The organism is Streptomyces sp. AM 4-1-1, from assembly GCF_029167625.1.
Lineage (GTDB): Bacteria > Actinomycetota > Actinomycetes > Streptomycetales > Streptomycetaceae > Streptomyces.
Genome location: NZ_CP119145.1, coordinates 5,754,161 through 5,767,582 on the forward strand (window position 1 = coordinate 5,754,161; position 13,422 = coordinate 5,767,582).

Here is a 13,422-nt window from a genome sequence, read left to right on the forward strand (position 1 = left end):
GGAGAGGCAGACACAGGGACCGTCCTGAGAGTTCGCGTGAACGCGCGACCGCGCGGAAGCCCGCGCGGTGCGGCGGTGAAAGGCGATTCAGCAGGACGGATGACACACGCAGCCCGCATAGCGGACGAGGTCCATGTGGACCCTCCGCCACAGGCGCACATCGGTGTCGGTCATGATTCGGAGTACACCATGTGCGCCCGCGATGGTCAATTGATGTCGGCCGTCCGGTCGGAGTGCGTGGAGGCAGGCTCCGCGCCCCCGCGCGCCGCGTCGGCCGCCGCGTGGAGTTCCGCGGGCCGCACCCCGGCGAACGAGTCCACCAGATACCCGTCGGCCCTGATCAGCAGCACAGTGTGGGCCGAGGCCCCGGGGTAGGCCTCGGTCACCAGGACCTCACCCTTGACGGGCAGGGCCTCGACGGCCTCGGCGAGCCGGGGCATGACGCCCGCCGTCATCCAGTGCCGCCGGTCCCACACCTCCGTACCGGGCGCGACCAGCACCACCAGCAGATGGTCCCGCCCGAGCCGTTCGCGCAGCCGCGCGGCGGTCCCGTCCGGAGCAGTGACCCGTACGTCCTCGACGAGTGAGCCCGGCGGCGTACCCACCGGCGTGTGCGCCTCGGCGTGGGGCGGAGCGAGTGGAGAGCGGGCGTACGACGGGGGCGCACCCAGCGGGCCGCGTCCCAGATGCCCATCGGCGAGCAGCGCGTCGTGCCCACGCGCGCTCCCCGGCACCAGCGTCCGCAGCCCTCCACCGCCGCGCAGCACCGGCAGTGACTGGTCGGCGGCGCGCAGCCGGGCGGCGACCGCGGTCCGGCGTTCCGCCTGGTAGCTGTCCAGCAGGGCCTCGGACGCGCCGTGATGCCAGGCCAGCGCGAGCTTCCAGGCGAGGTTCTCGACGTCCCGCAGTCCCTCGTCCAGCCCTTGGGTGCCGACCGCGCCCAGCAGATGAGCGGCGTCCCCCGCCAGAAAGGCCCGGCCGACCCGCCAGCGCCTGGCGAGCCGGTGGTGCAGTGTGTACACGCCGGTGTCCAGCAGTTCGTACGGGGGTGCCTCCCCGCACCAGCCGGTCAGGGTGTCCCGGATGCGGGCGATCAGGGCGTCGGGGGTGACGAGTTCACCGCGCGGTGGCAGCAGCCAGTCCAGCCGCCAGACACCGCCCGGCAGCGGCCGTGCCGTGATCTCGTCGCCGCCGGTGTGCCAGGGCGGCAGCCGGTGCAGTACGGCGCGGCCGGGCCACGGGAGTTCGGTGCGCAGCGCGGCGACGGCGTGCCGCTCCACGGCCGTGCGCCCGGGGAACCGGACGTCGAGCAGTTTGCGCACGGTGGACCTGGCACCGTCGCAGCCCACCAGGTAACTCCCGCGCCACCAGGTGGAGTCGGGTTCCCTGGTGTGTACGGTGACCCCGGAGCGGTCCTGCTCCAGTGTGTCGACGCGGCTGAGCCGCGTGACGCGTACCAGCCGTTCGGCGTCGACGGCCTGCCGCAGTCCGCGCGTCAGTGCATGCTGCGGCAGATGGAGCGTCCCGGGCAGCGGCTCGTCCTGAGCGGAACCGGCCGACGGCAGTTCCCGTATCAGCTGTTTGCGACGCATCGAACGCCAGCCCGACCAGCGGAATCCTTCGTCCCGCAGGGTGTCGTGGCCCAGCCGTTCCACCAGGTCGGCTGTGTCCTCCCGCAGGACGACCGTACGGGCCAGCCGCGTCTCGTCCTTGCCGGGGCTCTCGTCCAGGAGGACGGAGGGGACGCCCTGCGCGGCGAGGGCCAGTGACAGCGCCAGTCCGACCGGCCCGGCGCCGACGACGATCACCGGGTCCACGACACGGCTCCTCGGACCCGGGCGGTCGACAGGGGCGAGGGCGCGGGCGGTGAAGAGCGCGAAGGGCGTGACAGAGGGGACGCGACGACGGAGGCAGGGGACACGATCACAGAACGTATGCAACCCACTGCGAGTGCTTGCGTCAAGTGACAGTGGGCGCACGCGGGGGCGGCTCCGGATCGGTCCTCGCCCGCGCGTGCCCCGTCGTGCGTCCGGTGGTCCGGCCGGTATCCGTCCGTCACGGGGTCACGCCCGAGGGGTGCTCGCCGTCAGGCGAGCACCCCTCGGGGCGGTGGTTGTGGACGACCGCTGCTCCCCCGGCCTGTCGGGAGGCCGGGGGAGCGGAGGGGCGCTGCCGGAAGACCGTGGACCCGCGGACCCTCCAGACATGCCGGGAGGCGGAAGCCGCTGCCCCTCCCGGCCTTGCTGGGCACGGGCGCTCCCGGGAGGCCGCGGAGACCCCGGGGAGACCGCCGCCCCCCGTCGGCCACTGCTCGGTCACCCGTGGGGATTGTCGTCCCCCCGCGGCGGGGCCGGAGCGTTCAGCGTTTCCAGCGTGCCCGCTCCGGGCACCTGCTGTCCGGCCGCGGTCAGCGGCGCGCCCTTCCTGGCCCGCCTTCCGCGCTTCTCGATCCAGGTGGCGAGCGCCGACAGCAACAGACACATGCTGATGTAGATGGCACCGATGACGGTGATCGTCGAGACGTACGGATACTGGCCGTTGACCTGGGTGTTGGAGGCGATCAGCCGGGCCGTCTGAAGCAGTTCCGGGTACAGGATGATGAAGCCCAGCGAGGTGTCCTTGAGGGTCACGACGAGCTGGCTGATGATGGTCGGAAGCATCGCCCGGACGGCCTGCGGAATCAGTACGCCGGCCATGACCTGGGTCTTGCTCATGCCCAGGGCGTACGCCGCTTCGCTCTGTCCCCTGGGCACCGAGTTGATCCCGGCACGCAGCACCTCGGCCTGGACGCAGCCGTTGTAGACGGACAGTCCCAGTGCCAGCGCCCACATCGAGTAGTCGGTGAGGAAGCCGACCCAGACGGCGTAGATGGTGATCAACAGGGGGATCGAGCGGAACAGTTCGATGAACGTGGTGGCCGCCCAGCGGACCGGTTTGTGGTCCGACAGCCGGCCGACGGCGAGCACCACGCCGAGGATCAGTGAACCGATCGCGGCCAGGCCGAAGGCCTTGAGGGTGGCCACCAGGGCGTCCGCGATGTTCTGCCGGATGCCCGAGTAGTTGAAGATGTCCCACATCTCGGGAGCGAGATGCCCCTTGTCGGACAGTCGTACGACACTGACGGCGAGGAGCGCCAGGATGGCGAGGCTGCCGACGACCGCGTAGATCCGGTTGCGCAGGACGGCCTTGGGGCCCGGCGTGTCGTAGAGAACGCTGGCACTCATCGGGCGACCTCCATGCGGCGCTCCAGCAGCCGGAACAGGCCGCTGATGACAAAGGTGACGACCAGATAGCCGAGAGCCACCCAGATGAACACCGGCGTGATGTTGTAGCCCCGGTCGCTCATCAGCTTCTGCCAGCCGAAGAGCTCGGCGACGCTGAAGGCGCCCGCGATCGCGGAGTTCTTGGTCAGCGCGATGAAGATGCTGCTCAACGGCGGGATCACGGTCCTGGTGGCCTGGGGGAGGACGACGATCCGCAGCGTCTGCGCGAACGACATGCCGATGGAGCGCGCGGCCTCCGCCTGTCCCAGTGGGACCGTGTTGATGCCCGAGCGGACCGCCTCGCACACGAACGAGGAGGTGTAGAAGCCGAGCGCCAGCGCCCCGAGCAGGAAGGGACTCATGCCGGGGAACAGGATCTCCGGCACGACGAAGAAGAAGATGAGGAAGAGGAGGGTGAGCGGGGTGTTGCGCAGCAGCGTCACCCAGGCGGTGCCGAAGAACCGCAGAGGCGGCACGGGGGAGACCCGGAATCCGGCCAGGGCGACGCCGAGCACCAGGGCGATGACCGAGCTGACGGCGGTGATCGACACGGTTCCTATGAAGCCGTCGCGGAATTCCGGGAAATTGTCGAGCAGTACGTTCATGAGGTCTCCGCGTCGGCGGTCAGCGGCATCGGACAGGGACGTCCCGTACGCACACCGTGCCCGGCGTCATCGGCAGCGGCGGCGTACGGGACGCGTCACTCACGCGTGGGCGTCAGTGGCGAGGCGTCGGCAACGGGGTACGTCAGTACCGTTCGACGGAGGGGGGAGCCGTGTACTCCGAGCCGGACAGGCCCAGGGTCGCCTCGTAGATCTTCTTGTACGTGCCGTCCTTGACGTGCGCTTCGAGCGAGTCGTCGATCGCGTCGCGGAGCACCTTGTCGTCCTTGTTCAGACCGACACCGTACGGCTCCTCGGTGAACGGCTTGCCGACGACCATGAGCTTGCCGGAGTTCTGCGCCGCGTACCCCTTCAGGATCGAGTCGTCGGTGGTGACGGCGTCGACCTGCTTGGTCAGCAACTGCTGGACGCAGTCGGAGTACTTGGCGAGTTCGACGACCTTCGCGCCGTACTCGGGCTTCTTGATCTCCTGGAGCGGCGTGGAGCCGACGATCGAGCAGACCTTCTTGCCCTTCACCGCGTCCTTGCCGGTGATGGAGGTGTCGCCGTGGCGGACCAGCAGGTCCGCGCCCGCCTTGTAGTACGGGCCGGCGAAACCGACCTGCTTCTTCCGGTTGTCGTTGATCGTGTACGTACCGACGAAGTAGTCGACCTGACCCTTGGAGATCGCGGTCTCACGGATGCCGGAGTCGACGGTCTTCCACTCGATCTGCTTCTCGGAGAAACCGAGGTCGGCGGCGATCATCTTGGCGATCTCGATGTCGAAACCGGAGCGTTCCTTCGTCGACTGGTCCTCGAAGCCGAGATACGGCTGGTCGGCCTTGGCACCGATGACGAGCTTGCCGCGCTTCTTCGCCTCCTTGAACGTCGGCGAATCCAGGTCGACGCCCGACGCGACGGTGTACGTGGGCAGCTTGGGCGCTCCGGAGGCACCGGGCTTGGTACCGGACGGCTTGTCGCCGGCCGAGCCCTCCTTGCCACCGCAGGCCGTCGCGGTCAGAGCGAGCACAGCGATGGCCGCGAGGACGGCCGGCGTGCGGAACTTCATGTGAACATCCCTTGCGTCGGTGGTGGTTGTCGTCAGTGGTGAAGGATCTTCGACAGGAAGTCCTTGGCCCGGTCACTGCGCGGGTTGCTGAAGAACTGGTCAGGCACCGCCTCTTCGACGATCTTCCCGTCCGCCATGAAGACGACACGGTTCGCCGCCGAGCGGGCGAATCCCATCTCGTGCGTGACGACGACCATGGTCATGCCGTCGCGTGCGAGCTGCTGCATGACCTCCAGCACCTCGTTGATCATCTCCGGGTCGAGCGCGGAGGTCGGCTCGTCGAAGAGCATGACCTTCGGGTCCATCGCCAACGCCCGCGCGATGGCCACACGTTGCTGCTGACCGCCGGAGAGCTGGGAGGGGTACTTGTCGGCCTGCGTGGCCACGCCCACCCGGTCGAGCAGGGTGCGGGCCTTCTCCTCGGCGGTCTTCTTGTCCGTCCTGCGGACCTTCAGCTGACCCAGCATCACGTTCTCGAGCACCGTCTTGTGCGCGAAGAGATTGAACGACTGGAAGACCATCCCGACGTCGGCGCGCAGCCGGGCCAGTTCCTTGCCCTCCTGGGGCAGCGGTTTTCCGTCGATCGAGATCGCGCCCGAGTCGATCGTCTCCAAGCGGTTGATCGTGCGGCACAGCGTGGACTTCCCGGACCCGGAGGGCCCGATGACGACCACGACCTCGCCACGGGCGATGGTCAGGTCGATGTCCTGGAGCACATGCAGCGCGCCGAAGTGCTTGTTGACGTTGCTCAGTACGACAAGGTCGCTCGCCGCGGGTACCGCGTCCTCGGCGGCCTTGGTCACTGGAACTCCGCTCATCGGCTCTTGCTCCGTCCTCCTCGGTTGGGAAGGACCCTAGTGACGCAGTGCGACCAGCGTCATTACATCTGAGCGGAAATTGAGCATAACGATCCGGCTTCGGCCGGACACTCCGTGTGAACGGGGCGCCGGACGGTGTATTCATGGCGTACCGGGTGGGTAACGGAAACCACGCCGGTACGGAACGGGACTTGACTGGCGCACCGCTCATCGGAGTGGATGCCCTGGTGCGTCAGCCTCCGAAACACCGGCGTGCGGGCCCGTCCCCGCATGGCGGCGAGTCCCATGCCGCATGCCACGTACACCGCGCTCGAAGTGCCGAGAAGTGCGAACCGAGAAGTGCGAACCGAGAAGTGCGAACCGAGAAGTGCGAACCGTGAAGCACAATCGGGGCACCAGGAGCACCACAGGAGAGGGGGTCCGATGAGACTGCTGCTCGTCGAGGACGACGACCACGTCGCGGCGGCCCTGTCCGCCGTGCTCGCCCGGCACGGCTTCCAGGTCGTCCACGCCCGCAACGGCGAGGAGGCCCTGCGGGCCCTGCTGCCCGCGGACGAGGAGCCCTTCGGGGTCGTGCTCCTCGACCTCGGACTGCCGGACCAGGACGGCTACGAGGTGTGCGGCAAGATCCGCAAGCGCACCGCCACGCCGGTGATCATGGTGACCGCGCGGGCCGACGTCCGGTCCCGCATCCACGGCCTCAACCTCGGGGCTGACGACTATGTCGTCAAGCCGTACGACACCGGTGAACTCCTCGCCCGCATCCACGCGGTCAGCAGGCGCACGACCGCCGGCGAGGAGACCGGGCCGACCCCCGTCGCCGCGCTGCGGCTCGGCCATGTGCACATCGAGCTGCCGACCCGCCGGGTCAGCGTCGACGGCCAGGAAGTGCAGCTCACCCGCAAGGAGTTCGACCTGCTCGCGCTGCTCGCCCAGCGACCCGGCGTGGTGTTCCGCAGGGAACAGATCATCAGCGAGGTCTGGCGCACCAGTTGGGAGGGGACGGGACGCACGCTCGAAGTGCACGTGGCGTCCCTGCGCTCCAAGCTCCGGCTGCCCGCACTGATCGAGACGGTGCGTGGGGTCGGCTACCGCCTCGTCACGCCCTCCGCGTAGAGCCGTACGTCCCGGTGCGCACCCGTCTGCTTCCACTGCTCATCGTCCTGATGGCGGGTGTACTGCTCGCGCTCGGCTTCCCGCTCGCGGTCAGCGTGGCCGCCGCCGAGCAGCAGCGTGTCGTCGTCGACCGCATCGACGACACGGCACGCTTCGCCGCGCTCGCCCAGTTCGTCACGGAGGGCTCCCAGGGCAAGGACGAACGCCGGCGCACACTCCAGGCCGAGCTGGAGACGTACGACTCCGTGTACGGCATCAAGGCCGGCGTCTTCCACCGCGAAGACGACACCGCCATGGCGAAGGCCCCCGCGGGCTGGCGGCTGCCCACCGAGGGGGAGGGGCGCGAGGCGTTCAAAGAGGCGCTGCTGGGCCGCCGCAGCCACGATCCGCCGCAGGTGTGGCCCTGGCAGCGTGGCCGGGTGGTCGTCGCCTCACCCGTGGTCAGGGACGGGGACGTGCTCGCCGTCGTGGTCCTCGACTCCCCGACCGGCGAGATGCGTTCGCGTACGCTGCACGGCTGGCTCCTGATCGCGGCGGGCGAGGCGGTCGCCATGCTGATCGCGGTCGGTGCCGCGATCCGGCTCACGGGCTGGGTGCTGCTGCCGGTGGGGACGCTGGACGCCGCCGCCCACGACATCGCCAGCGGCCGGATGCGGTCCAGGGTGGCGGCCTCCGGCGGTCCCCCGGAACTGCGGCGCCTGGCCAGGTCGTTCAACGAGATGGCGGACAACGTCGAGGACGTCCTGGAGCAGCAGCGCGCCTTCGTGGCCGACGCCTCGCACCAGTTGCGCAACCCGCTGGCCGCGCTGCTGCTGCGGATCGAGCTGCTGGCACTCGAACTCCCGGAGGGGAACGAGGAGATCGCCTCGGTGCGTACGGAGGGCAAGCGCCTCGGCCAGGTGCTGGACGATCTGCTCGACCTGGCACTGGCCGAGCACGCCGAGGTCGATCTGCGGCTCACCGACATCGGCGCGCTCACCGCGGAACGGCTCGGGTCGTGGCGGCCGGTCGCGGAGGAGAAGGGCGTGCGGCTGACAGCGGCAGGGGCTTCGGCGGCGACCGCCTGGGCGGACCCCGTCGCGCTCTCCAGCGCCCTCGACGCGGTCATCGACAACGCCCTGAAGTTCACCCCTGAGGGGGAAGAGGTCGACGTCACGGTGGCCACCGACGGCCCGCACGTCACCGTGGTCGTCACCGACCGGGGCCCCGGGCTCACCGAGCAGGAGCTGGCACGCGTCGGCGACCGCTTCTGGCGCAGCAACCGCCACCAGAACGTCCAGGGTTCCGGCCTCGGCCTCTCCATCGCCCGGGTGCTGCTGGCGACGGGCGGGGGGTCGATCACGTACGAGCGGTGCGAACCGCACGGACTGCGGGTCGCCGTCTCCGTACCCCGCGACGCCCCGCACACCTGAGCCCTGGCCGGCCCGCCGGTCAGGGCTTGACCGAGCGGTAGTAGCGCTTGGCCCCTTCGTGCAGCGGCAGCGGGTCCGTGTAGATCGCCGTCCGCAGGTCCACCAGCTGCGCGGCGTGCACCTCCCGTCCGATGCGGTCCCGGCTGTCGATCACGGTCCGGGTGAACGCCTCGGTCATCGCCGGGTCCGTACGGTCCGTGGTCACCAGGAGATTGGCGATGGCCACGGTCTGCACCGCCCCGCCCAGCTGGGCATCGTGGTAGGCGTCGGCGGGCATCAGCGCCGACCGGTAGAAGCGGGTGGGCCCTCCCGCCGCCTGGAGCTCGGTGACCAACGAGTTCTCCAGCGGGACCAGCCGGATCGCGTACCGGTCCGACAGATCCTGCACCGCGGCCGTGGGCAGCCCGCCGGACCAGAAGAACGCGTCGAGCAGCCCGTTCCGCAGCCGCTGAGGCATCGTGTCGATCCCGGCCGGGACCGGTGTGACGTCATGCTCCGGGTCGAGCCCCGCGGCCGTCATCAGCCGGTCGGCCACCAGCCGCACCCCCGAGCCCCGCTGCCCCACCCCGATCCGTCGGCCGCGCAGATCGGAGACCTTCGTGATCCCCGAGTCCTTGGGCACGACCAGTTGCACGTAGTCGTCGTACAGCCGGACGCACGCCCGCAGCCGCTCGGCCCCCGGCTTGTCGTCGCGCAGATAGGTCGCGACGGCGTCGGCCGTGGCGATGGTGAAGTCGGCCTCCCCGGTCGCCACCCGCTCGATGTTCTGCTGGGACCCCTCACTGGTCAGGAGCCGTATCGACACCTTGGGCAGGTCCGTGGCGAGCGCGCCCCTCAGACGCTCGCCGTAGCGCTGGTAGACGCCGCTGCGCACACCGGTGCTGAAGGTCAGCGAACCACTGGGCGAGGGGTTCCCGAGCGGCAGCAGCCACCACAGCAGCAGCCCGAGCACGACCACGATCGCCGCGCAGCCCTGGAGGACGCGCAGCCGGCCGAAACGGGACAGTGCCTGAAGCATGGCGTGATCCTGCCAGTTGGCCCGGCGCGGTGGCCAGAGGCGGCGGCCGTAAGCGGTGGCCGGAGACGGATGCCGGAGAACGGCCCGGGCCGACGGTACGGGAGGACTCGGCGTGGGGAGGCCCCCGGGCCAGCGCCTACCCTTGTCGTATGAGCAGCAGCGACCGGAGCGAGACCGTGGACGGCAGAAGAAGTTACGAGGTGCGCACCTACGGGTGCCAGATGAACGTCCACGACTCCGAGCGGTTGTCGGGACTCCTGGAGGACGCGGGGTACGTACGCGCGCCCGAGGACGCCGACGGTGACGCCGATGTCGTCGTCTTCAACACCTGTGCGGTACGGGAGAACGCCGACAACAAGCTCTACGGCAACCTCGGCCGGCTCGCCCCGATGAAGACGAAGCGGCCGGGGATGCAGATCGCCGTCGGCGGCTGCCTCGCGCAGAAGGACCGCGACACCATCGTCCGGCGGGCGCCCTGGGTCGACGTCGTCTTCGGCACGCACAACATCGGCAAGCTGCCCGTCCTGCTGGAGCGCGCCCGGGTCCAGGAGGAGGCGCAGGTCGAGATCGCCGAGTCCCTTGAGGCGTTCCCGTCCACACTGCCGACCCGCCGTGAGTCCGCGTACGCCGCGTGGGTCTCGATCTCCGTCGGATGCAACAACACCTGCACGTTCTGCATCGTCCCGGCGCTGCGGGGCAAGGAGAAGGACCGCCGCACGGGCGACATCCTCGCCGAGATCGAGGCGCTCGTCGCGGAGGGCGTCTCCGAGATCACCCTGCTCGGCCAGAACGTCAACGCGTACGGCTCCGACATCGGTGACCGTGAGGCGTTCTCGAAGCTGCTGCGCGCCTGCGGGCGGATCGAGGGGCTGGAGCGGGTGCGCTTCACCTCACCGCACCCCCGCGACTTCACCGACGACGTGATCGCGGCCATGGCCGAGACACCGAACGTGATGCCGCAGCTCCACATGCCGATGCAGTCGGGCTCGGACGGCATCCTCAAGGCGATGCGCCGCTCGTACCGGCAGGAGCGCTTCCTCGGCATCATCGAGAAGGTGCGCGCCGCCATGCCGGACGCCGCGATCTCCACGGACATCATCGTCGGCTTCCCCGGCGAGACCGAGGAGGACTTCGAGCAGACCATGCACGCGGTCCGTGAGGCGCGGTTCGCGAACGCCTTCACCTTCCAGTACTCCAAGCGCCCCGGCACCCCCGCCGCCGAGATGCCGGGACAGATCCCCAAGGCGGTCGTCCAGGAGCGGTACATGCGGCTGTCCGCGCTCCAGGAGGAGATCTCCTGGGACGAGAACAAGAAGCAGGTCGGCCGGACCCTGGAGATCATGGTCGCGGAGGGTGAGGGCCGCAAGGACGGTGCCACGCACCGGCTCTCCGGCCGCGCTCCCGACAACCGCCTGGTCCACTTCACCAAGCCGGACGGCGAGGTGCGCCCCGGCGACGTGGTGACCGTGGAGATCACCTACGCCGCCCCGCACCATCTGCTCGCCGAGGGCACCCCGCTGGGCGTGCGGCGCACCCGGTCCGGCGATGCCTGGGAGAAGCGCAACGCGGTACCCGCCACGAAGCCCTCCGGCGTCATGCTCGGCCTCCCGCGCGTGGGCGCTCCGGCCCCGCTTCCCGTGGCGGCGGCCCCGGGCTGCGGCTGCGACTGACGGGGGCCCACGCAGTACGCTGGCCGGCATGCTTGTCGCCGCCGCAGTGTGTCCCTGTCCGCCTCTGCTGGTGCCCGAGGTAGCCGCGGGCGCCGCGCCCGAGCTGGACGCCGCGCGGACCGCGTGCCTCGACGCGCTGGGCCTGCTGGCCGCGGCCCGGCCCGACCTGCTGGTCGTCGTCGGGCCCGTGGACGCCGACGGACTCGCCCCGTACCCCCAGGGCGCCACCGGGTCGTTCCAGGGCTTCGGCGTCGGCGTCTCCGCAAGCCTCGGAGAGCGCGGAGACGCCGATCCGGACCACCCGCTCCCGCCGTCGCTCGCGGTCGGTGCCTGGCTGCTCGGCCGCGCCGGGTGGGCGGACGCCCCGGTCGAGGGTCTGGGCGTGGGGGAACGGCTTGCCACTGAACGCTGCGTGTCCGCCGGGCGGCGGCTGGCGGCCCGCGCGGACCGCGTGGCCCTGCTGGTCATGGGCGACGGCAGTGCCTGCCGCACCCTCAAGGCCCCCGGCTACCTCGACGGGCGCGCGGCCGGCTTCGACGCCGCCGCGACCCGCGCGCTGGGCGCGGCGGACCTCGCCACACTGAGCGCGCTGGACGAGTCACTGGCGTACGAACTCAAGGCGGCCGGCCGCGCTCCCTGGCAGGTGCTCACCGGTGCGGCGGAGGGCGCCGGGCTCGGCGGGCAGCTGTTGTACGAGGACGCTCCGTACGGGGTCGGATACACCGTCGCCGTCTGGTCCTAGGGACCGTTCCCGGCCCCCGGGCGCCAGGACAGGGACGCGGGCGCGGACGGGCACGAGTCGACTCCGCGCCCGTCCGCGCCCGCCCTCACACCGGGCCCGCCGGCTCAGGAGGCGGGCGGCGTGCTCCCGGGACCACCGGTGCCACCCGTACCGCCGACGCCCCCGCTGCCGCCCTCGTCCTTGTGGGACAGCCGCTCCATGGCGTCCTTGGCCTTCTGGGTGCCGGACTCGATCTTGTCGCTGTACTTGCCCTTGGTCCTCTGGTCGACCGTCCGTGCCGCCTTGTCGAGACCTTGGTCGATCTTGTCCCCGTGCTGCTGCGCGAGGTCACCGACCTTGTCCTTCGCCGGGCCGAGTTTGGCCTTCAGTGTGTCGAGGAAACCCATGGGGCACCTTCCCTGCGGTCGAACTGCGTGCGGGCGATCCGTCCTGCCCCATTGTCCGCCTTCCCGCCTCTCCGACCGCCCGACCGGACGCCGGCCCGGGCCCGCCGCGGGGGCGGCGGGCACGGGCCGGCTGGTCGAACGGTCGGAGAGGCGGGGCGCGCGACGGCCGGACCGTGGAAGAAACGCCCATGTCCCTCCCGAATCTACTCACACCGGCACCATCCCGTCCCGCCCGAACCACCCGGCTTGCCCCGCGCCACCCGCAGCGTCGGGAAGGGGGCCCGGGGTTTGCGAGACTGGCGCGGTGAGAAGCTCAGCTCCCGCTCCGCGGGTCATCGCCGTCGTCGGTCCCACGGCGGCCGGAAAGTCCGATCTCGGGGTCCACCTCGCCCGGCAACTGGGGGGAGAGGTCATCAACGCCGACTCCATGCAGCTCTACCGGGGGATGGACATCGGCACCGCGAAGTTGACGTACGCCGAGCGCGGAGCCGTTCCGCACCATCTGCTCGACATCTGGGACGTCACCGAGACCGCCAGTGTCGCCGAGTACCAGCGGCTGGCCCGTGCCGAGATCGACCGGCTGCTCGCCGCCGGACGCGTCCCCGTGCTGGTCGGCGGTTCCGGTCTGTACGTGAAGGGGGCCATCGACGCCCTGGAGTTCCCCGGTACCGACCCGGAGGTGCGTGCCCGGCTGGAACGGGAACTCCTCGAACACGGCTCCGGCGTGCTGCACGATCGGCTTCACGCGGCCGACCCCGAGGCCGCCCGCGCGATCCTGCCGAGCAACGGCCGCCGTATCGTCCGGGCCCTCGAAGTCATCGAGATCACCGGCAGACCGTTCACCGCCAACCTCCCCGGCGACGAATCCGTCTACGACGCCGTGCAGATCGGCGTCGACGTCCCACGCCCCGAACTCGACGAGCGCATCACCGTCCGGGTCGACCGGATGTGGGAGGCGGGACTCGTGGACGAGGTGCGCGCGCTGGAGGCGCGAGGACTGCGTGAGGGCCGCACGGCGTCCCGCGCGCTCGGCTACCAGCAGGTGCTCGCCGCGCTCGCCGACGAGTGCACCGAGGACGAGGCCCGCGTCGAAACGGTCCGCGCCACCAAACGGTTCGCACGCCGTCAGGACTCGTGGTTCCGCCGCGATCCCCGGGTGCACTGGCTGAGCGGAGCGGCCGAGGACAGCGGGGAACTTCCGCACCGGGCCCTGACGTTGGTCGAACGGGCGGTCACAGCCTGATCACGTGATGGCATCGGGAAGCTCAGCCCGTCATTCCGGCACCCCGGAGCGTGCCATCATCGAGCGACGATCGACCGGTGAGT

General features: G+C 70.5%; 12 protein-coding genes. 5 read left to right on the forward strand and 7 right to left on the reverse strand.

Annotated features, from left to right (window positions below; translation table 11 throughout):
* Positions 1–206: 206 nt before the first annotated feature.
* The 5 genes from PZB75_RS24455 to PZB75_RS24475 all read right to left on the reverse strand — a co-directional run bounded on the left by PZB75_RS24455 (position 207) and on the right by PZB75_RS24475 (position 5,752).
* Positions 207–1,817 carry an FAD-dependent monooxygenase gene (locus PZB75_RS24455; RefSeq protein ID WP_275537438.1) on the reverse strand — a complete coding sequence of 537 codons (1,611 nt, stop codon included), beginning with the start codon at positions 1,815–1,817 and terminating at the stop codon, positions 207–209.
* A 498-nt stretch (positions 1,818–2,315) separates the two neighbouring features.
* Positions 2,316–3,224, reverse strand: a complete 909-nt coding sequence (locus tag PZB75_RS24460) for an amino acid ABC transporter permease (protein WP_275537439.1) — start codon at positions 3,222–3,224, stop codon at positions 2,316–2,318.
* Positions 3,221–3,868, reverse strand: coding sequence for an amino acid ABC transporter permease (locus PZB75_RS24465; RefSeq protein ID WP_275537440.1), 648 nt, complete (start codon positions 3,866–3,868; stop codon positions 3,221–3,223). Before PZB75_RS24465 ends, PZB75_RS24460 begins: the two co-directional genes overlap by 4 nt.
* A gap of 142 nt (positions 3,869–4,010) precedes the next feature.
* Positions 4,011–4,934: a glutamate ABC transporter substrate-binding protein gene (locus PZB75_RS24470; protein ID WP_275537441.1), complete on the reverse strand. Its 924-nt coding sequence runs from the start codon at positions 4,932–4,934 to the stop codon at positions 4,011–4,013.
* Positions 4,935–4,966: 32 nt separating this feature from the next.
* Positions 4,967–5,752 (reverse strand): amino acid ABC transporter ATP-binding protein, encoded by a 786-nt coding sequence (locus PZB75_RS24475; protein ID WP_275537442.1) that lies wholly within the window; start codon positions 5,750–5,752, stop codon positions 4,967–4,969.
* Positions 5,753–6,175: 423 nt separating this feature from the next.
* Here PZB75_RS24475 and PZB75_RS24480 point away from each other — a divergent pair, with 423 nt between their 5' ends.
* Entirely contained in the window at positions 6,176–6,868 is a 693-nt protein-coding gene (locus PZB75_RS24480; protein ID WP_275537443.1) for a response regulator transcription factor, read from the forward strand.
* Positions 6,869–6,882: 14 nt separating this feature from the next.
* On the forward strand, positions 6,883–8,280 hold the full coding sequence (locus PZB75_RS24485; protein ID WP_275537444.1) for a HAMP domain-containing sensor histidine kinase: 1,398 nt from the start codon (positions 6,883–6,885) through the stop codon (positions 8,278–8,280).
* Positions 8,281–8,299: 19 nt separating this feature from the next.
* Here the strand turns inward: PZB75_RS24485 and PZB75_RS24490 are convergent, their stop codons facing one another.
* On the reverse strand, positions 8,300–9,298 hold the full coding sequence (locus PZB75_RS24490) for a TAXI family TRAP transporter solute-binding subunit (RefSeq protein WP_275537445.1): 999 nt from the start codon (positions 9,296–9,298) through the stop codon (positions 8,300–8,302).
* 149 nt (positions 9,299–9,447) lie between these two features.
* On the opposite strand from PZB75_RS24490, the gene miaB reads away from it, so the two are divergent.
* Positions 9,448–10,968: a tRNA (N6-isopentenyl adenosine(37)-C2)-methylthiotransferase MiaB gene (gene miaB, locus PZB75_RS24495; protein WP_275537446.1), complete on the forward strand. Its 1,521-nt coding sequence runs from the start codon at positions 9,448–9,450 to the stop codon at positions 10,966–10,968.
* Between the two features lie 28 nt (positions 10,969–10,996).
* Positions 10,997–11,710: a class III extradiol dioxygenase subunit B-like domain-containing protein gene (locus PZB75_RS24500; protein ID WP_275537447.1), complete on the forward strand. Its 714-nt coding sequence runs from the start codon at positions 10,997–10,999 to the stop codon at positions 11,708–11,710.
* A 104-nt stretch (positions 11,711–11,814) separates the two neighbouring features.
* Here the strand turns inward: PZB75_RS24500 and PZB75_RS24505 are convergent, their stop codons facing one another.
* Positions 11,815–12,096: an antitoxin gene (locus PZB75_RS24505; protein ID WP_275537448.1), complete on the reverse strand. Its 282-nt coding sequence runs from the start codon at positions 12,094–12,096 to the stop codon at positions 11,815–11,817.
* A gap of 304 nt (positions 12,097–12,400) precedes the next feature.
* Here PZB75_RS24505 and miaA point away from each other — a divergent pair, with 304 nt between their 5' ends.
* The gene (gene miaA, locus PZB75_RS24510) at positions 12,401–13,339 is read left to right on the forward strand and encodes a tRNA (adenosine(37)-N6)-dimethylallyltransferase MiaA (protein ID WP_275537449.1); all 939 of its coding nucleotides are present in this window, start codon (positions 12,401–12,403) and stop codon (positions 13,337–13,339) included.
* Positions 13,340–13,422 lie beyond the last annotated feature (83 nt).

Excerpts from the sequence above, each read along its gene's own strand:
- PZB75_RS24460 (WP_275537439.1), bottom strand. The coding sequence starts at position 3,224 with ATGAGTGCCAGCGTTCTCTACGACACGCCGGGCCCCAAGGCCGTCCTG.
- PZB75_RS24465 (WP_275537440.1), bottom strand. The coding sequence starts at position 3,868 with ATGAACGTACTGCTCGACAATTTCCCGGAATTCCGCGACGGCTTCATA.
- PZB75_RS24470 (WP_275537441.1), bottom strand. The coding sequence starts at position 4,934 with ATGAAGTTCCGCACGCCGGCCGTCCTCGCGGCCATCGCTGTGCTCGCT.
- PZB75_RS24475 (WP_275537442.1), bottom strand. The coding sequence starts at position 5,752 with ATGAGCGGAGTTCCAGTGACCAAGGCCGCCGAGGACGCGGTACCCGCG.
- PZB75_RS24480 (WP_275537443.1), top strand. The coding sequence starts at position 6,176 with ATGAGACTGCTGCTCGTCGAGGACGACGACCACGTCGCGGCGGCCCTG.
- PZB75_RS24490 (WP_275537445.1), bottom strand. The coding sequence starts at position 9,298 with ATGCTTCAGGCACTGTCCCGTTTCGGCCGGCTGCGCGTCCTCCAGGGC.
- miaB (WP_275537446.1), top strand. The coding sequence starts at position 9,448 with ATGAGCAGCAGCGACCGGAGCGAGACCGTGGACGGCAGAAGAAGTTAC.
- PZB75_RS24500 (WP_275537447.1), top strand. The coding sequence starts at position 10,997 with ATGCTTGTCGCCGCCGCAGTGTGTCCCTGTCCGCCTCTGCTGGTGCCC.
- PZB75_RS24505 (WP_275537448.1), bottom strand. The coding sequence starts at position 12,096 with ATGGGTTTCCTCGACACACTGAAGGCCAAACTCGGCCCGGCGAAGGAC.